This window comes from Streptomyces sp. C36, from assembly GCF_040932295.1.
Classification (GTDB): domain Bacteria; phylum Actinomycetota; class Actinomycetes; order Streptomycetales; family Streptomycetaceae; genus Streptomyces; species Streptomyces triculaminicus.
Window position 1 is genome coordinate 1,056,224 of sequence record NZ_JBFQGI010000001.1, and the last position, 24,633, is coordinate 1,080,856.

21 protein-coding genes are annotated in these 24,633 nt (G+C 70.0%); 13 read left to right on the forward strand and 8 right to left on the reverse strand.

Features of this window, described 5'->3' with window-relative positions:
• Positions 1-185 precede the first annotated feature (185 nt).
• From AB4K12_RS04620 to AB4K12_RS04635, 4 genes are all read left to right on the forward strand, one after another.
• Positions 186-3,212: a BTAD domain-containing putative transcriptional regulator gene (locus AB4K12_RS04620; protein ID WP_368432945.1), complete on the forward strand. Its 3,027-nt coding sequence runs from the start codon at positions 186-188 to the stop codon at positions 3,210-3,212.
• A gap of 129 nt (positions 3,213-3,341) precedes the next feature.
• Positions 3,342-3,704, forward strand: a complete 363-nt coding sequence (locus AB4K12_RS04625; RefSeq protein WP_368432946.1) for a hypothetical protein — start codon at positions 3,342-3,344, stop codon at positions 3,702-3,704.
• 221 nt (positions 3,705-3,925) lie between these two features.
• Positions 3,926-5,497, forward strand: coding sequence for a carbohydrate kinase family protein (locus AB4K12_RS04630; protein ID WP_368432947.1), 1,572 nt, complete (start codon positions 3,926-3,928; stop codon positions 5,495-5,497).
• Positions 5,494-7,086: a PfkB family carbohydrate kinase gene (locus AB4K12_RS04635; protein WP_368432948.1), complete on the forward strand. Its 1,593-nt coding sequence runs from the start codon at positions 5,494-5,496 to the stop codon at positions 7,084-7,086. Before AB4K12_RS04630 ends, AB4K12_RS04635 begins: the two co-directional genes overlap by 4 nt.
• Positions 7,087-7,127: 41 nt before the next feature.
• Here AB4K12_RS04635 and AB4K12_RS04640 read toward each other — a convergent pair whose 3' ends face one another.
• Positions 7,128-7,973, reverse strand: coding sequence for an SDR family oxidoreductase (locus tag AB4K12_RS04640; RefSeq protein ID WP_368432949.1), 846 nt, complete (start codon positions 7,971-7,973; stop codon positions 7,128-7,130).
• 250 nt (positions 7,974-8,223) lie between these two features.
• Here AB4K12_RS04640 and AB4K12_RS04645 point away from each other — a divergent pair, with 250 nt between their 5' ends.
• Entirely contained in the window at positions 8,224-9,420 is a 1,197-nt protein-coding gene (locus AB4K12_RS04645; RefSeq protein ID WP_368432950.1) for a serine hydrolase domain-containing protein, read from the forward strand.
• A 123-nt stretch (positions 9,421-9,543) separates the two neighbouring features.
• Here AB4K12_RS04645 and AB4K12_RS04650 read toward each other — a convergent pair whose 3' ends face one another.
• The 5 genes from AB4K12_RS04650 to AB4K12_RS04670 form a co-directional block, all read right to left on the reverse strand.
• Positions 9,544-10,281 carry a MerR family transcriptional regulator gene (locus tag AB4K12_RS04650; protein ID WP_368432951.1) on the reverse strand — a complete coding sequence of 246 codons (738 nt, stop codon included), beginning with the start codon at positions 10,279-10,281 and terminating at the stop codon, positions 9,544-9,546.
• 40 nt (positions 10,282-10,321) lie between these two features.
• Positions 10,322-11,236, reverse strand: a complete 915-nt coding sequence (locus AB4K12_RS04655; RefSeq protein WP_368432952.1) for an alpha/beta fold hydrolase — start codon at positions 11,234-11,236, stop codon at positions 10,322-10,324.
• 114 nt (positions 11,237-11,350) lie between these two features.
• Entirely contained in the window at positions 11,351-12,580 is a 1,230-nt protein-coding gene (locus AB4K12_RS04660) for a Fic family protein (protein ID WP_368432953.1), read from the reverse strand.
• A gap of 330 nt (positions 12,581-12,910) precedes the next feature.
• Positions 12,911-13,498 (reverse strand): nucleoside deaminase, encoded by a 588-nt coding sequence (locus tag AB4K12_RS04665; protein ID WP_368432954.1) that lies wholly within the window; start codon positions 13,496-13,498, stop codon positions 12,911-12,913.
• A 60-nt stretch (positions 13,499-13,558) separates the two neighbouring features.
• The gene (locus tag AB4K12_RS04670) at positions 13,559-14,350 is read right to left on the reverse strand and encodes a phytanoyl-CoA dioxygenase family protein (protein ID WP_368432955.1); all 792 of its coding nucleotides are present in this window, start codon (positions 14,348-14,350) and stop codon (positions 13,559-13,561) included.
• A gap of 255 nt (positions 14,351-14,605) precedes the next feature.
• Between AB4K12_RS04670 and AB4K12_RS04675 the strand changes: the two genes are divergently transcribed.
• From AB4K12_RS04675 to AB4K12_RS04695, 5 genes are all read left to right on the forward strand, one after another.
• Positions 14,606-16,285, forward strand: coding sequence for a DUF885 domain-containing protein (locus AB4K12_RS04675; protein WP_368432956.1), 1,680 nt, complete (start codon positions 14,606-14,608; stop codon positions 16,283-16,285).
• 202 nt (positions 16,286-16,487) lie between these two features.
• Positions 16,488-16,943, forward strand: a complete 456-nt coding sequence (locus AB4K12_RS04680; RefSeq protein ID WP_368432957.1) for a MarR family winged helix-turn-helix transcriptional regulator — start codon at positions 16,488-16,490, stop codon at positions 16,941-16,943.
• Positions 16,940-18,355: an MFS transporter gene (locus tag AB4K12_RS04685; protein ID WP_368432958.1), complete on the forward strand. Its 1,416-nt coding sequence runs from the start codon at positions 16,940-16,942 to the stop codon at positions 18,353-18,355. Before AB4K12_RS04680 ends, AB4K12_RS04685 begins: the two co-directional genes overlap by 4 nt.
• Before the next feature lie 27 nt (positions 18,356-18,382).
• Positions 18,383-18,988 (forward strand): cysteine hydrolase family protein, encoded by a 606-nt coding sequence (locus AB4K12_RS04690; protein ID WP_368432959.1) that lies wholly within the window; start codon positions 18,383-18,385, stop codon positions 18,986-18,988.
• 518 nt (positions 18,989-19,506) lie between these two features.
• Entirely contained in the window at positions 19,507-20,349 is an 843-nt protein-coding gene (locus AB4K12_RS04695) for a hypothetical protein (RefSeq protein WP_368432960.1), read from the forward strand.
• A 76-nt stretch (positions 20,350-20,425) separates the two neighbouring features.
• On the opposite strand, the gene AB4K12_RS04700 is transcribed toward AB4K12_RS04695, so the two are convergent.
• Both AB4K12_RS04700 and AB4K12_RS04705 read right to left on the reverse strand, forming a co-directional pair.
• Positions 20,426-20,554 carry a hypothetical protein gene (locus tag AB4K12_RS04700; RefSeq protein WP_368432961.1) on the reverse strand — a complete coding sequence of 43 codons (129 nt, stop codon included), beginning with the start codon at positions 20,552-20,554 and terminating at the stop codon, positions 20,426-20,428.
• Positions 20,494-20,886: a lasso peptide biosynthesis B2 protein gene (locus AB4K12_RS04705; RefSeq protein WP_368432962.1), complete on the reverse strand. Its 393-nt coding sequence runs from the start codon at positions 20,884-20,886 to the stop codon at positions 20,494-20,496. Before AB4K12_RS04705 ends, AB4K12_RS04700 begins: the two co-directional genes overlap by 61 nt.
• A gap of 423 nt (positions 20,887-21,309) precedes the next feature.
• Here AB4K12_RS04705 and AB4K12_RS04710 point away from each other — a divergent pair, with 423 nt between their 5' ends.
• The 3 genes from AB4K12_RS04710 (at position 21,310) to cpt (ending at position 24,340) form a co-directional block, all read left to right on the forward strand.
• Positions 21,310-22,062, forward strand: a complete 753-nt coding sequence (locus AB4K12_RS04710) for an alpha/beta fold hydrolase (RefSeq protein ID WP_368432963.1) — start codon at positions 21,310-21,312, stop codon at positions 22,060-22,062.
• Positions 22,063-22,610: 548 nt separating this feature from the next.
• Positions 22,611-23,561, forward strand: a complete 951-nt coding sequence (locus AB4K12_RS04715; RefSeq protein WP_368433153.1) for an MBL fold metallo-hydrolase — start codon at positions 22,611-22,613, stop codon at positions 23,559-23,561.
• A gap of 257 nt (positions 23,562-23,818) precedes the next feature.
• The gene (gene cpt / locus AB4K12_RS04720; protein ID WP_368433154.1) at positions 23,819-24,340 is read left to right on the forward strand and encodes a chloramphenicol phosphotransferase CPT; all 522 of its coding nucleotides are present in this window, start codon (positions 23,819-23,821) and stop codon (positions 24,338-24,340) included.
• Positions 24,341-24,633 lie beyond the last annotated feature (293 nt).

Sequence of the window (24,633 nt, forward strand, 5' to 3'; positions counted from 1 at the left end):
CGACGAGGACGAGTGCGGGTCGGCCCGGGTGGCGTCTTCGTCGCGGAATCTGTCACCCGTGGCCGTCCCGCCGCTGATGGTCTTCGCCGACCGGTCCGTGACCGCACGGCTTTCGGGCCGTGGGCTGGAGCGCGGATATTGGCTCCGTCACGCGGTCGACGGAGGAGAGCACGTTGGAGATAAGGATGTTGGGGCCTTTGGAGGTCCTGGCGGAGGGCCGTCCCGTAGCGCTTCCGGCCGGGCGCGCGCGGATCGTCCTCGCCGTGCTGGCTCTGCACGCGGGCAGGACGGTGTCGGTCGACCGGCTGATCGAAGCGGCCTGGGGAGAGGACTCCCCGGCCACGGCCCGCGCCCAGGTCCAAGCGTTGGTCTCCGCGCTGCGCCGTGCCCTGGCCGTCGCAGACCCCCGCTCCCAGGCCATCGAGACCCACAGCGGAGGCTATGCGCTGCGCGCGGACGGCGTCCGCACGGATCTCGCGTCGTTCACCGGGCGGATACGGCAGGGCCGGACCGCGGCCGCCGCGGGCCGCCATGGCGAGGCGGTGGGCTTGTTCCGGGCCGCTCTCGCCTTATGGAGAGGCCCGGCGTTCGACGGGTTCTCCTCCCGGCTGCTCGAGGTGGAGGCCGCTCAATGCGAGGAGATCCGGCTGGCGGTCCTTGAAGAGTGCATCGGCGTCGAACTCGACCTCGGGCTGCCGACGCCGCACATGGACCTGATGACCGAACTGCGCGCCATCACCGTGGCCCATCCGTTACGGGAGTCCGCGCAGCGGCTGCGGATGATCGCACTGCACCGGGCCGGGCGCCCCGCCGAGGCACTGAACGCCTTCCACGAGGCCAGGAGAGCGCTCGGCGACGAACTGGGGGTCGAGCCGGGCCCGGCCCTGCGGGCCCTGTACCAGCAGATCCTTACCGAAGACCCCGGTCTGGCACCGGAGGGGGCCGACCGGCCGCGGCAAGCGGGATCCCTCGCGTCGCGATGTGCCTTGTTCGGCCGTGAGCGGGACATCACAGGGCTCGTGGGGCTGGTTCTCGAGCGGCGGATGGTCACGCTGGTCGGCCCGCCCGGGGTCGGCAAGACGCAGCTGGCCCTGGCCGGGGCCGCGGAGGCGGCCGGTCGCCTGCCCGATGGCGTGTACGTCGTGGAACTGGACGCGGTGACCGGCCCCGAGCTGGTGCCGAGCGCGGTCGCGGGCGCGCTGGGGATTCCGGCCGGGCCGGGCAGACCGGTCATGGACGCGCTCTGCGGAGCTCTGGCGCCACGTCACGCCCTGCTCGTTCTGGACAACTGCGAGCACCTGCTCGATGCCTGCGCCGAGCTGGCAGACCTCCTGCTGACCCGCTGTGCCCGGCTCCACATCCTGGCCACCAGCCGTGAACCACTGGCACTGCCGGACGAGGTGATCCAGCCCGTCGGACCGCTGGACGTACCCCCGGAGGACACCGTGGAGGCGGTCCTGCGCTCTTCGGCGGGGCAGATGTTCGTCGACCGCGCGGCCGCACGCCGCCCCGGATTCGCCGTGCCGGACGCGGCACAGGCGGAGCTGGTCGCACGTATCTGCCGGGCCGTGGAAGGACTGCCCCTCGCCGTGGAACTGGTCGCCGCACAACTGCGTACGTACGCACTGGCCGAAGTCGCGGCACTACTCCCTCGGCAATTGCGGTCGCTGTCACGGCGCCGGGCCACCCCCGACCGCCACCGCTCCCTCGAAGCGGCGATCGCCTGGAGCCATCGCCTGCTGTCCCCGGGGGAGCAGCGGGTCTTCGCCCGACTGTCCGCGTTCTCCGGCGGCTTCACCCTGGCCGCCGCCCAGGCCGTCGCCGCGGACGTCCCGGCCGCGACCGTACACCCCCACACGCCGCCCGACGCCGCAGCCGTCGACATCACGGTGCGCGACCTCGTCGACCGCTCGCTCCTGCAGGCCTCGCCCGAGGACGAGCCCACGCGCTACCGCTTGCTGGAGCCCATCAGAGAGTTCGCGCGCGAGCGGCTCGCCCTGCACGACGAGGGACCGGCGATACGATCCCGTCACGCCGCGTACTTTCGGGAAATGGCCGAACACGTCCAACTCTCCGGCGACGCTCCTGGAGACGGCCGCGACGGGGCGGAGCACCGGAGCATCCGGCTCAGAAGAAGCCTCCGGCGCGAACTGCCCAACCTGAGAGCAGGCCTCGACTGGTCCTTCGGCCCCGGCGACCTCGACGACGGGCTCCGGCTGGTCGGCGCCATGTCCTGGATCTGGGTCGGGCTCCCCGGCGAGGGGCTTGAGTGGGTCGAGCGGGCCCTGACCCGACTGGACTCGGCCCCGCCCACGGTCCGCCCCCAGGTGCTGTACGCGGCCGGGCTGATCCACCTGAGCACCGACCTGCCCCGCGCGGCCGCCCTGCTGGAGCAGGCCGCACGCTCCGCCGAGGCGTGCGGGGACGTTCCCCGGCAGCTGGAGGCCCTGGCCCAGCTTTCCGTCGTACGCTGCATGCAGGGAGAAGCCGAGGAGTCCACCCGGACCGCCGAATTCGTACTGACCATCGTCCAGCCCCTGGCCACCGAATTCGCGACCGCCCGGGCCAGGGTGGCCGTCGCCGTCGCGCGGTGCGGACTTGGGGACCTCTCCCTCGCCGCGCACCATCTCGAACTCGCCGAAGGCGTCCTCGCCGCTCACGAGGACCGCGAGGCACTGGCGACGGTCCGCTGGGCCCAGGCCGAGCTCGCCTACTACCGCGGCGACGCGCACAGCGCGGCCGCGCTCTCCGCCGCGGCGCTACAGGACACAGCGGTCGGGCACGACCTGTTCGCCACGGTCTGCCGCCGAGCACAGCACGCCCGCAACCTCCACGCCGCCGGAGACCTCGCCACCAGCGCGCGCCTGCTCCGTACCGTACTGCGCGCCTGCCTCGACAAAGGCCTGTGGATGCCGGCCGTGGACGCTCTGATCACCGCCGCACGCCAGGAAGCCGACCGCGGACACCCCGCCCGCGCGGTCACCCTCTTCTCCGCGGCGAACTCCCTGCGCACCACGACCGGCAGGCACCCGGCACCCGTTGAACACCCCGTGCTGCGAGCACTGGCACGACGCCTCCGGAAACGCCTCGCCGCGGGGGAGCACTCCGAAGCCGAGAAGCACGGCAGCGCCATGACGGCCGAACAAGCCATCCGTCATGCGCTGGAAGCCTCGTCCCTGGCCGAGAGCGGCCCGCCCCAACCGCCGGCATAGCCGGCCCATAGCACCGCCGGGGCGCTTTCGTGGCGCGGCTCGTGAGAGTGGGAAGCGGAGAAGCGACGCCCCGGACTTCACCCACGCACGGACAGGAGCGATATGCGTATTCCTCGAGGTCGGTTACTGGTGGCCCTCGTGGCCGGCGCGGTCCTTCCGCTGGTCACCAACGGAGTTGCCTCCGCCACGGTCGCCAAGTGCGGCAACGGTACCTGCATCAAGGTCATCGGCAAGGGGCTGCACGTCTCGGACGTGATGGTCAGCGTGCAACACGGCCACGTCCGCTCGGGCTACTACTTCGCGAAGGTGCGGTATGGCGGAGGAAACATCGAGTGGAACTGGACCGATTGGCAGAACGGGGCGCCCGTGATCTACATGAAAGGGCTCAGCAGCAGGAACTACCCCGATGGCGCGATGATGTGCGCCGGCGTGGAGAAGACGCAGGAGCCTTTGGACTACCCCGACGAGATCTGCATCAAAATCCACAAGTGATCGACCGATTGCGTGAAGCCGTGGGCCGGTGACGTGACGAGCGGCCGGGGGACACGCCCCGGCCGTTGCCCGGCACCCCGGCTTCGGCGACCGTCCGGCACGCGAGCGTCTTGACCGTCCTGATCCACCGCCTGTCTCCGACCGACTGCCTGCTCCGCGATGAACGGGGGTGTGGGCGGGTATCCCATGGTGGGAAGAGGAACCGGCCTGACGGGGGAGTCATGGATGGGGACACGCGCGCAGCCGACGTGCAGCCTTCTTCACCGGAGGTCGTCGGGTTCGGGGCGTTGAACGTCGACTACATCGCGAGCGCCTCCCGGCTGTCGGCCCGGATGGCCGAGCAGGTCTCGGAGTCGACGGCCCGGTTCGAGTGGAACACCGAAGGGCCCGTCGACGAGCTGACCATCAGTAAGGCGGTCCAGCGGCTCGGGGCGTCATCGCTGGATGCCTCATTAGGCGGTTCGGCGTGGTTGACCATCTTCACGCTGGCGCAGATGCGACTGGGCCTGCGGCTGGGATACGTGGGCGTGGTCGGGCGGATCGAGACCCCGGGACTGTCGTTCGTGCGCCAGATGGATCTGCTGGGGATCGACCGGCGCTGGGTGGCCCGACGGCCGGCCCGGCTCTGCGGCATCTGCTTGTCCTACCTGGACGACGTCGAGCGCGTCATGCTCACTCACCCCGGCGCCAACTTCGCGATGGCCGACCACCTGCGTGCCCATGGCGAAGAGATCGCGGCGTACCTGGCCGGCGCTCGGATCGTGCACGTCACCTCCTTCCTGGACGAGGTGACACCCCCTGTGATGCTGAAGGTTCTCACCCGGGCGCGCAGTCGCAACCCGGCGCTGATGATCAGTTTCGACCCTGGCTTCGACTGGGCGGCACACCGCAGCGACGCCATCGACGGAATCCTCGCCCTGAGCGACCTGCTCTTCGTCAACCACCGGGAGTTCAAGGCACTGGGCGGCTACTCGCTCGGCGAATCCGACGAGGTGCTCTCCCGCAGGGTGCTGGCGCGCTGTTCGCGGGGATGCACCGTCTTCGTCACCAAGCGCTACGACTCGATCGAGGTGTTCCGGGACTCCAGCGCCGGAGTGCTCGCACAGCGCTTCCACCTGCGCCGGCCCTTGCGCGAGACGCAGATCGAAGACGCGACAGGCGCCGGCGATGTGTTCTCCGCCTCCGTCCTGGCAGCTCTGCTCTCCGGGCGCCTGCAGGTGGAACTGGGGGCGTACCTCGGTCTGAGCCTGTCCCGGTACCGCATCGCCCGAGGGGATCTCCATCCCTCCGCCGCCCTCCCGGCGGTGGGGCGAGAGGGATTCCTGCAGTCGACCGAAACGCTGACCGGACCGAGCACCCGGCCCAGAGCCGTGCTGGTGGCCCACGACGGCGGGAGCCAGTGGCAGACACTGCGCAGGTTCCTGCAGGAGGACTGCCGACTGACCGTCCATACCCTTGGCAGGGCCCGGCCCGACGGCGGTGACGTCACCCGGCTCATGCACGATCAACTGGGACGCTGTGGATTCGCTGTATCCGTCCTCACCGCCTCCCGGGTGATGGCGGGAGGCCGGCGCCGGGCGAGCGAGGAGATCGTTCACCAGGTTGGCGTCTTCCAGGGCTATTACGGATTCGGGCGTGTGGCCATCCTGGCTGAGGAAGGATGCGAGCAGTTTTCGAACAACGCCGGGTTGATTCGAATGAGCTTTCCGCCGGGGCGTATCGACAGCACCTTCGTGCAGCTGGAACGCATGCTGGTCCGGGAAGCAGTCCTGGTAAGGAGGCCGCGAACGTGACCACTGACTTGAGCGACGGATCCCCGCCGGCAACACAAGCGGAGTTCGCCCTGGACGTCGTCGGTGTCGGCGCCCTCAACCTCGACTACATCACCCACGACGACCGCGGCACGGACGCGGACCGCTCGATGCCCCTGAGCGCGCGGATCGCGGCTCTGCTGGACGACGGCAGCCCCGTCCCGGAGTGGGGCACCGAGGCGGCGGTGGACGAGGCCACGGTCTACGCCGCGCTCGAGGCGGTCAACGCCTCGGCCTTGCAGACCTCACTCGGCGGCTCCGCATTCAACGCGATCAACACGCTGGCCCAGCTCCAGCTCGATCTGCGCCTCGGCTACGTCGGAGTCGCCGGCCGCGTTCCCGGGCCCGGCCTGTCCGCCGTCCAGAGGTTCCAGGAACTCGGGGTGGACCACTCTCTGGTCTTCCACGACGAAGAACACCTCTGCGGCGTCTGCTTCTCCTACACCGAAGACGGAGAACGCACCCTCCTCACCCACGCGGGCGCCAACGCCGCCATGGCCGACCATCTCGACGCGGCCTTCGACCAAGTCGTCGCCTATCTCGCCGGCGCCCGCGTCATCCACGTCACCTCTTTCCTCGACGACCACACCCCGGCGCGGCTCCTCGCGCTGCTGCGAGCCGTCAAACGCATCAGCCCCGCCACACGCATCAGCCTCGACCCGGGCCACGTCTGGAGCGTCAACCACACGACCGACGTGGACGCGATCGTCGGTCTCGCCGACTACCTGCTGCTCAACCACCGCGAATTCCATGAACTCGGGCACCGCACAGGACAGGACACCGAACAGGACGTGGCCGCGAGGCTGCTGGAACGACTCGCCAACGAACGCGGCGTCGTCATCGTCAAACGCCGCACGGGCATCCACGCCTGGCGCCGCGAGAACGACAAGGTGCTCGACGAGTTCTACCCCCAGGTCGTTCTCCCCGACGACCAGATCGAGGACGCCACCGGTGCGGGAGACGTCTTCGCCGCCGGCCTGCTCGCGGTCCTCACTGGAGACCGGCTGCGGATCGAGCTCGGCTGTCTGCTCGGCATGACCCTCGCACGTCACAAACTGCGCTACGTCGGCAGCCACGGACACGCGCAGCTCGCCGACGTCACCCGCGACTTCATCCGTACTCTGGACGCGGCCCGACGTACCGCCGCCCAGCCGACCGGCGTCTTCGTCGCCCACGGACGAAGCCCGGAGTGGCTGGCGGTGAAGGCCTTCATCGAGGAACGCTTCGGCGTACCGGTCTACTCCTTCGAATCCGAATCCTGGGGCAGTCGTCCGGTCACCGAAGCCTTGAGCGAGTATCTCCAACGGTGCAGCTTCGCGGTCTGCATCCTCACCGCCGAAGACACCACCGACGACGGACACCTGGTCGCTCGCCAGAACGTGATCCACGAGATCGGCCTCTTCCAGGGGCACTGTGGATTCGACCGCGTCCTCGTCCTCATCGAGGACGGCTGCGACTCCGTCCCCGCGGCGGCCGGGCCCTACTCCACGACCTTCCCCCGCCACGCCATCAGCAGGACCTTCTGGCACATCGACCGCACCCTCCAGAGTCACGGCTTCGAATACGCCTGACGCGGTCCTGTCGCATGGGGCGGGGGTGGCGGCCGGCGAACCTAGCGGAAATCGCCCGCGTGCTCTTCCGCCCACGAGCGGAACGTGCGTGCCGGCGCTCCGGTGATCTCTTCCACCGCGGAGGTGACCAAGCTCGATTCGGGCCGCGTTTCAGCGCTGGCCAACAGGGCCTCGACGAGAGCGGGCGGAAGGCCGTCGGCGAGCATCTGCTCTCGTGCGACCTGGAGGGGAACCTTCTCGAAGCGCGTCGCACGGCCGATCGCTTGCCCGATCGTGTGTACCTCGTCGGCTCTGCTCAGGACCTGCGGGCCGGTCAGTACGTGCTTCGCGCCCGTATGCCCGTCATCGGTCAGCGCACGTACCGCCACGGCCGCGATATCGCGCTCGTGGATCACCGCCGTGGCGGCGATGTCGGGACCGCGAACGACGTCCGTGGCGCGGATCTGCTCGGCCCACCATCGCGCGTTGGAGGCGATGCTGTCCGACCGCAGGATGGTCCACTCCAGGCCGGACTTTTCGATCAGGCGCTCCATGTCCGCGTGGAGCTGGTGGATCGGGTCGGTCTGCCGATCGGCGTCCTCGTTCACACCGGACGATGACAGATAGACGATGCGGCGAGCATGTCGTGCAATCGCCTCCAGTACGGCAGGGGCGCCCTCGGTCGTAAGGAAAGGCCAGATCAGGAACACCGCCTCACTCCCGGTCAGTGCCCCTTCCAGCGAGTCCGGCTCGGACAGGTCCCCACCCACGACCTTGGCTTCCCCCGGCAGCTCGGCCGATTCGGGATCACGTGCCAATGCACGCACAGCGTTGCCTGCGGCCAGAAGCTGAGCCACAACTTCTCGGCCGACATTGCCCGTCGCGCCAGTCACAAGAATCTCACTCATGATCAGGTCAGCCTCGGCCGTGCTCGGAGTATTCCGTCCTGCCCGGCCCGGACGCGAAGGCCAGGGCGGGTGGGCGGTACAGGATGCGGTGGAGGTCGCGGGGCATCAAGGCCGTCGGGGACTTCCTGGACCTGGACGTCGGGGGTCTCTCGGGGGCGGGTCAGGGTCTTCCCTGTCGTACCGGCAGGCCCTGACCGGAAGACTCGACATCGTTCGACAACCGCCTTCTTGCGAAACCGGAGTCTCCCGCATGCGCCGCTCATCGGCCCTGTCCCTGGCCACCGTCACGACCGCCGCAGTGATGCTCACCATGGCCCCCGCGCAGGCGGCGCCGACCACGTCCCCCGGCCTGGACCGCGCCGCCCTGAACGAGGCCATACATCTGCGCCCCGGCGACGGCGCCGTCGGCGCTGTGGCCGAGGTCCACAAGGACGGGCAGACCTGGCGGGGAACCTCCGGAGACCTCGTGACCGGCAAGCGGATCAGGACCGACGCGCACTTCAGAATCGGCAGCATCGCCAAGCCCATGGAGGCGGTGATCCTCCTTCAGCTCTCCGCCGAGGGCCGCGTCGACCTCGACCAGAGTGTGCAGCACTACCTGCCGGGCCTGCTGCCGGAGGACCGGTTCAAGGAGCCCATCACCGTACGGCAGTTGCTCAACCACACCAGCGGACTTCCCCAGGACTTCGAAGGCGCCCCCGGGACCTCCCCGGACCAGGACATCGACCGCCGCTTCGACTACCTCACCTTCGGCCAGATCATCCAGCAGACCCTCCGCCCCGAGGGCAGGCCCGGCCCGGGACCGCGCTTCAGCCCCGGCACCAAGCAGGAGTACAACTCCTTCGGCTACCGCGTCGCCGGCAAGCTCATCGAGGAGATCACCGGACACCCGTACCAGTACGAAGTGACCAAGCGCATCCTCAAGCCGCTGAAGATGCGCGAGACCGCCCCCGCCGTACCCGGGCGCAGCACCCCCGTACCCCGCCCGTACCTCCCCGGCTACCTGCCCAGGAGCAACGGCGAGCTCGTCGACGTCAACGAACAGGGCGGCCTGCCCGCCAGCATGACCTCCACCACCGGCGACCTCGACCGTTTCATCACCGGCCTGTTCGACGGCAGCCTCCTGCGCCCGGCCCAGGCCGCCGAACTCTTCACTGTCCCGCGCGGCACCGACAACAAGCCCCTGCCCTATGCGAACGACTCCAACTGCAACACGGGCCCCGTCAAGGGGACGGCCTGCTTCAGCGTCGGCCTGATGTCGGTCCCCCTGCCCGACGGCTCGATACTCTGGGGCAAAACCGGCAGCGACCCCGGCTACCGCAGCGGCGTCTTCGCCTCCCGCGACCTCAACCGCCGAGCCGTCTACGCCCTGGGCACCTCCTCCACCGACAACCAAGGCGCCCCCGCGACAGGCCTGCGCCTCGCCCTGGCGGCCTTCGGCAAATGAGACGGGGTGGGTGGTGCTCTCACAGCCACTGCGGCAATGTGAATGTGCTTGCCTGGCCCGGCCTGACCTGGGGCGGCGTCGCTGACGCGATCGCTCGCGCCGGACGTCACCAAGGCGCCGGCTTCAGCTGTCGCGCCCGGCGGTTCGGCGCTGCTTGGCACGGTGGGCGAGCGCGTCGAGGATGCGTTGCCATGCCGGTGACGCCTCGGAGATCCGGGCAATGGCCAGCTTCACGTACTTCGGCTCGCTGCCGTCTCGTTCGTGCTTGATCTCCCAGGCGTCCAGGTCATCGATGAGCCGGTCCAGGCGTGGATCGTCCGGATCCCAGTCGACTGATTGATCACAGGCGAGATACAGGCGCATCGTCTCGGGGTCGTCGAAGCCGGCGTTCTTCTCCCGTATCCGCTGCGGCATGACATGCGGATCCAGTGCCCGCATCAGGATCCACGAGTCGCGCTCCAGCCGTACCCTCCGTTCGCTGACCCCAAGACTGCGCATCCGGTTCAGGATGTCGACCACCTCGGGGGGCAGAACAAGCTTTTCGCCGCCGGCCAGTTCCGCGATCCGGCGGCGGTAATCGGCGAGCTGGTCGATCTTGCGCTGCAATTCGGCGTCGATGTCGGTGATGGCCGAGGCGAACTCGGCCGGCTGCGCATGCAGCAGCGCGTCGATACGGGCCAGCGGAACACCGGCATCGGCGAGGGTCCTGATCCGGATGAGATCCACCGCCGCTTGCGCGCTGTAGCGCCGGTAGCCGGAGGCGTCGCGCTCGGGCTCAGGCAACAGGCCGACGTGGTGATAGTGGCGCACGGTGCGCACGGTCACGCCGGCGGTAGTCGCGAGCTGGCTGATCGTGAGCACCGTGCTCCTCTGGTTTTCGTGCAAGGGGATTGAGCCGAGTCTAGGGGTGCGCCACCCGGTCGAAGACGTCGCGGATCGCCTGGACCACGGCATCCGGGCGGTCGAAGCAGAGCCGGTGATGGAGGGTGTCGGAGAGGATGCGTTGTTCCCCGTGCGAGACCGCGCTCACCAGGGCCGCGTCCATCCTCGTCTTCCCGTCATGCATCTCCTGCAACGTCCGCTCCGATGTCAGAGCCTGCTGGGCGGGGTCTACGCCCAGCACGGTGAGAGCGACCACCGGGACGTCGGGAATGTTCGGTCCGGCCCGCAATTCACTGGCGAGTTCGGCCAATGCGCTGCGCTCGGCGATGCCGACGCGGAGCCATTCGTCACTCTCATGGGCATCGATCAGCGGCTGCCGTACGTGCTCCGGGTAGTCCGCGAGCAACTCGTCGCGCATCTCGCGCAGGGCTGGGCGCATCTGTTCGAGCTGCTTCAGATCGGGCGCCGTCCGCTCGAAGGCGGCGAGATGCATTGCGGGCGGCAGGAACTCGTCCCAGTCGCGATGGAGGGCGTCCAACCAGACCAGTCCCGCCACGTCCTGCGGGTACAGCTGCGCGAACCGATGCGCGTAGAAGCCGCCGAGGGAGTGTGCCGCCAGAACGTACGGGGCGGCGATGCCCTGGGCGCGCAGCAGCTTGCGCAGCTCTGTGGCGACCGCGGCGGCGGTACGCGGCAGCGGGAGGGGATCGCTGTAGCCCGAGCCGCCACGGTCGTACACCACAGCGGTGGTGAACTGCGAAACCCCTTGCTGGACACCGAAATAGTCCAGGCCGGTCGCGCTCGCGCCCGGCAGGAACACGACGGCCGGTCCGCCGCTGCCCGACCGATGCACGAAAACACGGCGGCCGTCGATCTCCTGGAACCCTCCGATCGGCGGAGCGAGCCGATCCGAGGAAGTGATGTGGTTCGTCATGCGACCAGGCTCCAACCCTGACGTAGGGTCAGGGTCAACCTCCTCCCGCCGCAGCAGCCGAAACGTGCGAGCTTCAACGGCGGTCGGATGGTTCGCGGTGTGGGACTGAGCCGCTCAGCTCGGTGACGAGCTGGGGGAGACAGCGGTGCGTCGGGTCTCCGTGAGATGGATGCCGATGTACCGGGCGAGGATCAGCGGGTCCTGAGGGACATCGGCCTGGAAGGTGACGCGACGGAGCAAGCCGACATCCTCGAGTGCGATGCCCTCGCGGGCGAGCACGAAGACGAGGGCGAGGGCGAGGAAGGCGGACCGGGCGTTGCCGTCGTCGAAGGGATGGAAGAAGCAGACGTCGAGATAGGCGCGTGCCGCGCGAGCGGCCAGGGGCAGGGTGCGCCCGCCGTTCGTTGCGCTTTCGGCCAGGCAGGCATCGAAGCGGGCGCGGGTGTCCGGGCCGATGCCGTAGCGTTCCCGGCCACCCTTGGCGAAGGCGGGTGAAGTGCGGAACGGCGGCACCTGTGGTGTGTCCAGGACGTGCTGCTGCCAGCGGCGGAGCAGTTCGAAGTCGAGCGGGACGCCGCGTGCGGCGTCGGCCCGCAGCACGTCCAGGGCGGCGAGCAGGCCCGAGGCGCGGGCGGGGTCCACGGCGCCGTCGAAGGCACGGATGTCCTCCGCCGCGCCGTCGCGGCACGGGGTCACCGGCCCGTCCGCGCCACCCCCCGGGGCCTCCTGCCACGGCACGGACTCACGCACCGCGAGCCAGCGCCGCAAGTGGTCCGGGACTGGCTCGGGGGACCGCGTGCCGTCGTCCGGCCGCAGCGACAGCGCGAGCCGCTCCGCGACATCGTCGACCAGCACCGTCTCGGGGCCGGTCCAGCTGTGGAACCGACCGCCGATCGCCTCCTCGACCAGCTCCTGCGCCACGTCGGCTGCGACTCCCCAGCGATCGAGGAACCAGGTGAGCACCTGCCGGCAGTGCCTGTGCCAGCCGCTGCCGCTGCCGGTGCGGTCGACGACCTGAAGGATCAGGTTCCGAGCCGCGCGCTCCCACCAGATCCGCTGATCCTCGACGGCGGTCAGCTGCAGCGGATAGGCCTCGAACCATCCGGCGAGGCTCTCCAGCCACCCGCGCCACTCGCGCAGCGCGGCGACGACCAGGGCAAGCGTCTCCTCCGGGGTGGTGATGGAATCCCGAGGGCAGCACCAGTTGCCCACCGGTCCTCCGTCGAAGTCCCCTTCGTCGTGTGCCCAGCGCGAGCCCACGGTCCAGCGGCCGTAGCGCTGGACGAGGGCATACGACATGGCGTCGGCCCAGAGCTTGGCCTCGCCGTGGCTCCAATCGCTCATCGCCACGTTGTGGAAGGGGATGTCGGGGCGGCGAGGCACCCGCCGGGCCGGCCCGAGCGACCGCACCACGTGCGCTGCCGACGCGCTGTCGAACGGATGACGGGCAGGGTCCACCTCGTCCCAGCTCAGAAAGCCGGGAGCCAACTCAACGATCACCGCGCAAGCCTGCCACGCCCACCCAGGGCCCGTTCAAGTGGGTTTTTCCGCCGGCCGTGGCGGACTGGAACGGCACCCGTGCCACCGTCCCCGCGGTCGAACCCCGATCGGCCTGTGGCCGCCCTGGCCGCCCTGGCCGCTCTGGCCGTTACGGGCTGGAGCTCATGGCGGTGCTCAGGGCATCAGATCGCGGTAGAGGGGATCGGTGAGGTCCGGCCGTACGTCGCGAGCCACGATGGGCCGCCCCGTCTTCAGCCGCGAGCGCCTGGCCATGTCGGTGAAGGACAGGTCGACCTGCGGGATCCCGTAGGAGATGAGCTTGGCCACGGAGGTGCCGTAGGCGACACCCCGTACCTCGCCCCAGAGGAGCGCGCCCGCGCACATCACGCACGGCTCGGCGGTGGAGACCACCACGTGAGTGTGGAGGTCGAGGTCCAGCTCCACGGCCTTGCGCAGCAGGTTCACCTCGGCGTGCTCCGTGGGGTCGCCGGAGAGGTCCGTGGTGTTACGGGCTCCGGCCACGACGGCCCCGCCGCTCACGTCGACCAGGACCGCCCCGAACGGCCAGCGGGCCTCGCGGGCCCGGTCCACGGCGGCGGGCATGGCGCGCGTCACCGCGTCCCGGAGGGGCGCGGGCCAGTCCCCGCTCCAGCGCTGCGGCTCGGCGCTCGCGGGTGGCGCGGCCGTGCCGAGCGCGGCGAGCGGGGTGGCAGCGGCCGCCGCGTGCAGGAAGTGGCGTCGGGACGCCTCCGGGAAAGTCATCCCCTTTGTATAGCGGCCCGGTCGGCCCGGTCGGCCCCTTGTCAGAAGATTGAGCGTTTCTCAGTAAAGGCCGGTGACCGGGGTGTCCTGTCCCAGGCCCCGACGGATCGCGATCTCCACGGGTGAGTACGCGCCGTCGGCCCGCTCCAGTTCGTACGGCGCGGCCGGCATCAGCGGCGGCTGGGCCATGAAGCGCGGTCGCACCCCATGGTGCGGTTGCGCCGCGTGCACCAGGAACGGATGGCACAGGAAGACGTCGCCCGGGGACCCGGTGGCGAGGGCGAGTGGCCGGTGGTCGGACGCCGCCACCAGATCGGGCGCAAGGGCCAGCCCGCTCGCCCCGTCCTCCCCGTACTTCTCCAGCACCTTCGGCACGTCGAGGTGTGAGCCGACCCGGATCCGGGTCGGGGCGTCCTCCTCACCGACCTCGCTGAACAGGAACAGCATCAGCAACGCCCGGCCCCGGGAGCGCAGGTTTGTGAAGTACCAGCTCTCGCCCTCCGGCAGGTAGCTCCCCTCGATGTGCCAGCCCGCGTCGTCCGGCTCCTCCTCGTGCGGGAAGCGCAGCGGGAACGTGCCCAGCGAGTAGCGCGGCTCCCAGCGTCCCGCGCCGACGAGCAGGTCGTACGCGCGCTGCAGGGACGGGGAGTTGGGTGCGGCGGCGAACGGCCCCTGCGCCATGCCGGCCACCCAGTGCACGGGATGCGTCCACGTCGCCGGATCGTTCGGGTCGCAGCCCGTCTCTCGCCACAGCAGTCGCGCGCAGTCCGCGGCCACGCGCGGCGCGACGGCGCCCTCCAACTTCACGAAGCCGTCGCGGAGGAAGCGGGATACCAAGGTCGTGTCATCCATGCCCCCATCGTGCGGCGGCACCGGTCCCGATCACCCGACACTCTCCGCACCACTTTTGTCGGGTGTTCACCGAGCCCCTTCTTGCCTGTCTGAGACCGGCGACCTTCAGCGAGATGTCGACGAAGCCGGTCTTGACCCCGGCGCGTGACGTGCAGGCATGCAGGCATGCAGGCATGCAGGTGTGCAGACGTGCAGGTTGCGTTGGTGACACCGCGCTCCACGTTCCGTCAGGATGGCGGGGTGCCGGAGAAGCCCATGACCGCGCGTCGTATCGCCGACGATCACGTCCACCGGATCGCGTCACTCGACCCCATGACCTCCGCACGGCTGGGCCTGTTCCCGGGGAACCACCGTCAGCCCGACCTGTCCCCGGACGGCTTCGACGCCCTGGCCGAAGAGAGCCGTCGTGCGCTCGCCGCGCTGAACGCGGCACCGACTGGTGCGGGGACTGCGGAGCGCGCCTGTGACCGGCTGCTGCGGGAGCGCCTCGCCGCCGAGCTCGCCTTGCACGAAGCCGGTGACCACTACCGGCAGCTGCGCAACGTCAACTCGCCCGTGCACCGGGTACGAAGGATCTTCGCCCTCATGCCCACCGACACCGAGGACGACTGGGCCGCAGTGGCCGGCCGGCTTCGCAATGTGTCGGCAGCGCTGGCCGGTTACCGCGCGACCCTCACCGAGGGCATCGGACGAGGTCTGCTGTCCGCGCCGCGCCAGGCCCGGGCGGTGATCGGCCAGCTTGCCTCCTGGACCGGCCATGACAACGGCACCAGGAGTTGGTTCCTCGAATTCGTCGCCGACGGCCCGCCCCGGATGCGCCAGGAGCTGGAGGCCGCTGCTGCCCACGCCACCGCCGGCGTCGAGGAGTTCCGCGGCTGGCTGAGTGAGACGTACCTGCCTGCCGCGGACGGCATCCCGGACGCCGTGGGGCGCGGACGCTACCTGCTCTCGGCTCGCTGGACCACCGGCACCGACATCGACGTGACCGAGACCTACCACTGGGCCTGGGAAGAGTTCCACCGAACGGTCACGGAGATGCGGGCCGCGGCCGACCGCGTACTGCCGGGGGCCGGTGTACGCAACGTCATGGACCACCTCAACACCTCCGGCCACGCGATCGAAGGCGAGGACCGGATACGCGACTGGCTCCAAGCGATCGCGGAACAGGCGATGGACGCTCTGGAGGGCACCCACTTCGACCTCGCCGGCCCCGTCCGCAGGTTCGAATCGCGGATCGCCCCGCCCGGCAATTCCACGGCCCCCTACTACACCGGCCCCAGCCTCGACTTCAGCCGCCCCGGCCGCGCCTACCTGCCGGCCCTGGGCCGCACCACCTTCCCGACGTGGCAACTGGTAAGCACCTGGTACCACGAGGGCGTCCCCGGGCACCACCTCCAGCTGGCCCAGTGGGTGGCCGTCGCCGACCGGCTCAGTCGCTACCAGATCACCCTGGGCAAGGTCAGCGCCAACGTCGAGGGCTGGGCCCTCTACGCGGAACGCCTCATGGACGAACTGGGCTTCCTCACCGACCCCGCCCGTCGGCTGGGTTACCTGGACAAGCAGATGCTCCGGATCATTCGCGTCATCGTCGACATCGGCATGCACCTGAAGCTCACCATCCCCACCCACTCCGGCTTCCACCCGGGCGAACGCTGGACCCCGGAGCTGGCGACCGCGTTCATGGCCGCCTACCACGGCAGCCCGGCCGCGCGCCGCGCCGGTGAGATCGACCGCTACCTCGGATGGCCCGGCCAGGCCATCGGCTACAAGCTGGGAGAACGGGCATGGCTGCGCGGGCGGGAAGCAGCCCGCCGTCGGCAGGGGGCGCGCTTCGACCTCAAGAGCTGGCACATGATGGCGCTCTCGCAGGGCTCGTTGGGCCTGGACGACCTCGAGGCCGAATTGGCGAGGCAACCCACCAGCGGGGAGGCGTAGGGGGAGCAGCGCCATGGCCGAGGCCGGCCTCGGGGCCCGGCGAGGTGCCTGGCTCTTCGCGCCTGATGCGAGCTTCGAGGAATCCGTTGGCGCCAGGTCGGCAGCCACCTCGTGACGTTGCGCCACCTTCCCGGCTTCATCACACGGCGGACAATCTTCAACCTGGCTTGTTCAATCTGACTTGAAGATCTACTCTGAGGGTATGTCCGAATCCACTCAGAACCCTTCGAGCATCTCCGCATCGGCTGCTCGGGCCGCGCAGGACCTGCGGGGGCTGGTCAGCCGGTTGCGGCGCAGGTTCCAGGAGTCGTCCGGCAGTGGGGAGCTCACGCCGTCGCAGGTGGCGGTGCTGAGCCGGTTGCGGGACGGGGACGCGTCGGCCAGCGATATCGCGGCGGTCGAGCGGGTACGTCCGCAGGCGATCGCCGCGACCGTCGCAGTGCTGGGAGAGCGGGGGCTGGTCGAACGCCGGCCGGACCCGGACGATCGGCGCCGTCAGCTGGTGTCCCTGAGCCCGGCAGGTCAGGACTACGTGGCGGGCCGCTCGCATGCCGCGCAGGAATGGCTGTCCGCCGAGCTCGAGGAGAACTTCACCGAGCAGGAGCGGCAGACCGTACTGACGGCGCTGGGGCTCCTGGAAAGGCTGGTGCGGCAGTGACCGTCACGTCCACGTCGCAACGAGCCGACGAGGGACGGCAGAAGACGGACGGTTTCGACCGGCGGCTGCTGGTCCCGATGGTGCTCGGCTCGGTGCTGAACCCGGTCAATTCCTCGATCATCTCGGTGTCCCTGGTGGCGATCGGGGTGGCGTTCGGCGCGCCGCCGTCGCAGACCGTGTGGCTGGTCTCGGCCCTGTATGTGGCCACCGCCATCGGGCAGCCGGCGATGGGACGGCTGATCGAACTCTACGGCCCGCGCCCTCTGTTCCTCACCGGAGCCGCGCTCACGGGGCTCGCCGGATTAGTCGGCGCCCTCGCCCCCTCGCTGTGGGTGCTCGTGCTGGCCCGCGTGATCCTCGGGTTCGGCACCTGTGCCGGATATCCCGCCTCGATGTACCTGCTGCGCAGCGAAGCCGACCGCACCGGCCGCAGCAGCCCCACCGGGGTGCTGTCGGTGCTGGCGATCGCCAATCAGACCGTCATCGTGATCGGACCGGCCCTGGGCGGGCTGCTCATCCATCTCGGCGGCTGGCGCACCACCTTCGCCATCAACATCCCACTGGCGCTCGGCTGCCTGATCGCGGGCATGATCTGGCTCCCGAAAACCACCGCGTCGCGGGAGACCCGGTCCGGCCTGGCGGGCCTGGCCGGCCTGGACTTACCGGGCATGGTGCTCTTCGCCGCCATGCTGCTGTCGCTGTTGCTGTTTCTGATGAGCCCGCATGCCGGACACTGGTATCTCCCGGTGATCACCGCGGTGCTCGCGGCGGCCTTCGTCGTGCGTGAGCTGCGGACCACGCAGCCTTTCCTCGACATACGGGCCCTGGCCGGCAGCCGCCCGCTCCTGGCCAGCTACGCGCGCGGCCTGCTGATCGCCATGGTTGCCAACTGCTTCCTGTACGGCTTCCCCCAGTGGTTGGAAGAGGACCGCGGCCTGGACCCCACCACGGCCGGACTCGTCATGCTGCCGATGTCGGCCACCGCCATCGCGGTCTCGACCATCACCGGGCGTCGCGCCGAGATCCGCGGCAAGCTGCTCGCCGGCAGCGCAGCCCAGCTCGCGGCCTGCGCGCTCCTGTTCGCGATACGCCCCTCCGCCCCGCTCTGGCTCCTGCCGGCGGCCGCGTGCGCCATAGGCATCCCGTACGGGCTCAACAATCTCGCCATCCAAAACGCCGTCTACCACCAGGCGGACCCGCAGCGCATCGGCTCCTCGGCGGGACTACTGCGCACCTTCTCCTACCTGGGCGCCATCGGGTCGACCGTTGCCACCAGCGCCTTCCTGACCCCGGGCTCGGGCACGACAGGGCTGCACCACCTGGCCTGGTTCATGCTCGCCGCCTCGGCACTGTTCCTGCTCATCACCCTCGCCGACCGCACCTTGCGCCACACCGGCGACACCACCGCCTGAACGCCACCGACACCAAGGAGCCGACTCATGACAGACGCCAAGCCGACGCTCGACCCCCGCCGCACCGCGTTGCTGGTGATGGACTACCAGCCCTCCATCCTCGGCTCGCTCGCAGCGGCTGCCCCGGATCTGCTGGACAAGGCCGCCACCGCGATCGACACCGTCCGTGACCTGGGCGGCAGAATCGGCTACGTACGCGTCGCGTTCACCGACGCCGACTGCGACGCGATCCCGGCCGTCAGCCCGATCGCGGCCATGGCCACGCCCGAACTCCTACGCGCTCTGCACGCCGACGTACCCGGCACCGCCGTCCACGAGCGGCTCACGCCGCACCCGCAGGACATCGTCGTCCGCAAGACCCGCATCGGGGCGTTCTCCACCACCGACCTCGACGACCGTCTGCGTACGGCCGGTATCGACACTCTGGTTCTCGCCGGCGTGGCCACCAGCGGCGTCGTCCTGTCCACCCTCCGCGACGCCGCCGACCGCGACTACCGCCTCGTCGTCCTCGCCGACGCATGCGCCGACCACGACCCAGCCGTCCACAACTTCCTCACCGACACGATCTTCCCCCGCCAAGCACATGTCACCACCACCGCCCAGCTGCCCACACTCTTCCGCGAGCAGCGGTAGCCGGTCCCGATCGGGCCGTACCCACCCCGCTGTCCACGATAATGGTCCGGACAGCGATGCAGGACTCGGCGGGCATGTGTGCGAAACAGCTCCGCTCGGCGCCCCTGCACCATGTTCGCCGCCTGGCTCGCACACCGGACCGGGCAGTTGGCCGCCTGCGGCTGGTCGGTGATGCGGTCCTCTGACCGGACCGGACCGGACCGGACCAGACCGGGCCGGCCTTGGCCACGCCGTCGGCGAGCTGCCGGGCACCGCGCTCACCGTGCAGGGAACGGCTGGGCGGTGCGAGGCGGGCGGCGTCACCGTCCACGGCGGAGGGACATCACCGGCATGTGGCCCGACCCGCCGGGGGACGAGGCCCTGGGGAACCTGCTCGTACGCGCCGACGTCGCCTGAGTGGGGGTTGGAAGCCCTTGGCCCCGGGGGCCTGTCGTCGGCGTGGCGTCGGAAGGGTCGGCGTGGGCGCACGGATAATCACTCTGGGCGTTTGCGCTGTTACCGGACACCGGGAGTTCGTGATGAGGCCGAAGAGGTTCGTTCGTACGTTCGCTCTTGCCGCGCTGGTCGCGACGCCGCTATGGGGTCCGCCGCCGGCAGTGGAGGCCCTGGAAGCGGCGGCCCCGCAGGCGGGGGAGCAGCGATGCGTCGACGGCGGTGCGCTCACCGGCGCGGGTGGGCGTTCGGCGAGGACACGGCTGTGCGCGTCTTTGGACAATGCGTTCGTCACCCTGTCGACGCCGACGTGGTGCGAACACTCCGCGTGCGACGTTTCCGGCACGTACCGAATGACGGCGCGCGACGGCCGCGAGGTCGCCTCGGGGAGTCTGGGCACCCGCACCGAATACCCCGGGCCGGGCACGTACAAGGTCACGGTCGCCATGCGCGCGCGGTCGGCGACGCCGGCCTTCGACGCACGCGGCGGCTGGACCCGCACGATCACCCTGGCATGGCCCAAGCCGGCTCCGGTCCACACCATCACCGTCACACCGGCCACCATCCGCCCCGGCCGCGCCACGACGCTGACCTACACGGTCACGCGCCACGACCTGCGCGGCGACAGCAATGCCCGCCTGGGCCTGATCGGCCAGGAAGGAACAGGCCTACGCCTCTCCTCCTCCGACCGCCAGTGCACCAACCCCTTGACGAAGGCCTACCCGTCCGAGGAACGCCGGCCGCACGTCCTGGACTGCGCCTTGGTCGGTGTGCAACCGGGACGTCCGACGAAGGTGAAGGTCATGGTGCGCCTGGGGGCCCACTGTTCGACGATCATCTCCAAGATGGGCTACTGGCTGCCCAATGGCCAGGAAACCTACACCGGTGGAATGCTCAAGGGGCCGGTCGTCGCATGCGCGAAGAACTGACGCCTGGGCCCGGAGCACACCTAGTCCTGTTCGGGCACAGGAGATCACCGATGCGACACCGGATCGGCCCGTTGTGTCAGGGATGCGGCGCGCCCTGAGGGGAAGGGCCCGCGGTGGATCCATGTGCCACGGGCCCTACTGTCATCAGCCGGTGGTAATAGCCGGGCACGTGCGGCTCGCCGATGGGAAGGTCGTCCACCTCCACCCAGGCATGGGCGCGAAAGGGCTGGGTGCGTACGCCCGTACACCAGACGGGCACACCGAGCCCATCCGGCACGTCCGCGCCGTGGTCACGGAACGTTGAAGGCAGTTCTGGCCGGCACAGCGTGCGCTCACCGCGACGACGGCCCGCCGGGCGGCGAGGGCCTGCGCGGCGGTGGCCGGAGCGGCGCCTCGGCGTACGACGCGCAGGAGGCGCCTCGGGCGCCCTGCGGGCAGAGAGGCCAGCGGGCGAGCCAGAGTCACGGCCAGTCGGGCGGCGAGGCGATCCCGCAGCGGCACCCTTTCCCGCGCCGAAACGGTGACGGGCGCCACCACGGTACGACCCGCGCCGCGCCGTCCGCGTGAAGGAGCAGGAGGCTGTCAGCGGGCACCGTATGCACACCGCGCCACGGGCACCGGGTGTCGAGCGGGACCGGGGGCGGTAGCACCAACAGGCTGGCCGCGAGGAGCCATTCGCCCAAGGCGGCTCCCGCCGGCCGGGCGAGTACATCTGCGCGGTCGGCCGCGACCGTCGTTCCTTTGACCCACCCCACCAGCCCAGCAGCCGGCACCTGTCCGGACTGCCGGCGCTGACCGCCGCCGACTGACCCAGCGGCCCGGCCCCGCGGGATGAGCTGATCTCCCTGTGGGGCGAGAGAGTTGATCGATCGGATGAACTGAACTGATGTCCGCGCCGTTGAACGGTGAGGAAAGGGCTGCCATGGGCGCAGCCCGGTGATCGAGACAGGAGGCAGGACGATGACGGCTGTGTTCGTGCACGGTGTTCCGGAGACCGGCAGCGTGTGGGACGGCTTACGTGCCCGGCTGGGCGGGGACACGGTGGCCTTGGAGCTCCCGGGATTCGGTGGTCCCCGGCCGCACGGGTTCCGTGCCGCGAAGGAGGATTACGTGCGGTGGCTGGAGGAGGCGCTGCTCGAGACGGAGGGGCCGATCGACCTGGTCGGTCATGACTGGGGTGCGCTGCTGGTGGTGTGCGTGGCGGCTGGTTCCCGTGTTCCGTTGCGGAGTTGGGCCGTGGACGTGGGCGGCGTACTCCACCCGGACTACGAGTGGCATGCGGCGGCGCGGCTGTGGCAGACATCCGGAGCCGGCGAGGAATGGGTGCGGACCGCGGTGGGCGCCGCCCCCGGCGCTCCTGAGGGAACCGCCGCCCAACTCGTGGCTGCCGGAGTGGGGGAGGAGCACGCGAAGGCGATGGCCGCGGCGTTCGACGAGACCATGGCGGTCTCCATCCTGGACCTCTACCGTTCGGCGACGCCCAACGTCTTCGCGTCCTGGAGCCGGGAGCTCTCGGCGCCCACCTCCGCTCCCGGCCTGGTTCTCCAGCCGTCGCTCGACCCCTTCGACGACATCGAGACCTCGTCCGCCGTGGCCGCCCGTCTCGGTGCCCGCACCGAGACGCTGACGGGTCTGGGGCACTGGTGGATGCTCGAACGGCCCGATGCCGCGGCTGACGCCCTGGAGCGGTTCTGGGCACGGCCGCGGCTCTGAGAGCCGCCGCTCCGGCCCGGTGCGGTGTCCCGAGCGGCCGTTGAGGGAACGGGGACGTTCCACGGCGGCCGCGCGCGACGAGCCGGGCCGGAACGGTCAGTACACCGGCGGCCCGGCAGCGGTGGCGTGACGCCGGCGTCGCCCGTGCCGCAGGCAGTCGGCGACCGGCGCGGGCCATTGGTCTGGGCATGGTGATCACTTTTAACTTAATGCAAAATAGTTGCGTCAGGTGTGCGACCCCGGGTCGGCCGTGGCTCCACTGTGCCGTCATCTCCTCGGATGGCGGCGGCCGGAGACAGCTCATGCGGCGGCATCGCTGCTCTCCTCTCCCGCGCGGTGGGCGGCACCTGATCGGGTCGACACGGCGGGGGTGTTGAAGCCAGCGACCCGCCTAAAGGCTAAGTGTTTGCCTTTGTCGAGCGCTAGGGACTACGCTGGCTTAACGCAAACCCATTGCTTTAAGTGGGTCGGAAGGGGGTTCCGTGTCCGCCTCCCCGTTCCGCCCAGGCAACCCGCCGCCCACCCTCTCCCTGAAGGAAGCCACCGCGATGCAGGCACCCACCGCCACCGAACTCACTTCCGCCGCGGCCCCGTCCTGGACCGTGGGAGACATCGTCCTCCACCGAGTGGACGAGGTGCCTCTCCCGCCCGCGACCGGGCAGTGGCTGCTGCCCACCGCCACCGCCGATGTCGTCACCCGGCACGACTGGCTGCAGCCCGACTTCGCCGACCACGAAGGCGTCCTGCACCTCTCCAGCCACAGCTTCGCGTTCTCGGCCGGCGGGCTGCGGGTCGTCGTGGACACCGGGATCGGCAACGGAAAGACGCGGGCGAACCCGGCCTGGCACAACCTGCGGACCGACTACCTTCGCCGCCTCACGAACGCCGGCTTTCCCCCGGAGTCCGTCGACCTGGTGATCCTCACGCATCTGCACGCCGACCACGTCGGCTGGAACACCCGTGAGGTGGACGGTCAATGGATTCCCACCTTCCCCAACGCCCGCTACGTCACCTCCCGCGCCGAGCGGGAGTTCTGGGCCGGCTACGACATGGACGAAGCCCGGCAGCAGATGTTCCGCGATTCCGTGCACCCGATCGAGGACGCCGGGCTGCTCGACCTCGTCGACGTTCCGGCCGAGGGCAAGGACATCGCCCCGGGCGTGCGCCTGATCCCCACGCCCGGGCACACCCCGGGCCACATCGCGGTCCAGGTCAGCAGCCGCGACGCGACGGCACTGATCACCGGAGACTGCATCCATCACCCGGTCCAGCTCGCCGACCCGGGCATCGGCAGTTGCGTCGACATCGACCCCGCGCAATCCCAGGCCACCCGGCGCACCCTGCTCGCCTCACTGGCCGGCACCGGCGCCCTCGTGCTGGGCACCCATTTCCCCCCGCCCACCGGCGGCCACGTCAGCTCCCACGCCGACGGCTACCGGCTGACCCCCGTCCCGGCGGACCGGCAGCCCGCCGCTCACCGGACGAGCCGAGCAGCATGAACTCCGCTCGCCGTACCGCGTCGTAGGCATGAACGAGACACCGCGCCACGGCCGTGCCGTCGGCGGCCGTCGGCGGCCGTCGGCCACACGGACGCAGACGACGCAGACGACGAAGGCGTGCCGGCGGGCACACGGCCGGCCGATGCCGCCCCGCCCGCGTGCGACTTCTGTTGCTGTCGGCACCGCTGGCGTGTGTGTGCCGAAATTCGCTTCGTGCCGTGCAGGTTGCGCCCTACTGTGACCCGGTGACGACTCAGATGATCATTCTCAACGGTGGGTCCAGCTCAGGGAAGTCCGGGATCGTACGGTGCCTGCAGGACGTACTGCCGGATCCGTGGCTTGCCTTCGGGTGCGACTCGTTCGTCGACGCCATGCCCGCGAAGATGCGGGCGTCGGACGAGGGGATCCGGATCGCGTCGGATGGCGGAGTGAGCGTCGGGGCGGACTTCCGGGCGCTGGAGGCGGCCTGGACGGAGGGCATAGCGGCGATGGCCCGTGGAGGCGCCAGGGTCATCATCGATGACGTCTTCCTCGGCGGAGCGGCGTCCCAGCAGCGGTGGCAGAAGGCTCTGGACGGACTGGCCGTGTTGTGGGTCGGCGTCAGGTGCGAGAGCGCGGTCGCCGCGGGCCGTGAGATCGCACGAGGAGATCGCGTCCAGGGGATGGCCGCGTTGCAGGCTGAGGTCGTTCACGACGGGGTCTTCTATGACCTGGAGGTGGACACGACGCACACCGAGTCCCTTGCGTGTGCGCTCACCATCGCCGCCCACGTCAGCTGATCGCCGGATCGGCTCCCTGACGCCTGGCCGCAGGGCCGCTCGGTGGGCGTCGTAGGCGATGCGCAGGGTCATCTCATGCGCGTGGATACGCGGCATGATGCGCGCCTCGTCCATCCGTGTGAACCTGAGAAGAGATCCCGCGGTGCAAGAGATTGGATCTTAGTCATGGTCGGGACGCACAAGAAGGGACGGGACGAGGCCCGCGCCGCTGCGAAGAAGCGGAAGCGGCAGCAGAAGGCACCGGACGCAGCAGAGCAGGAACGGCGGGCAGCGACGGGGGAACGCCCTGACAA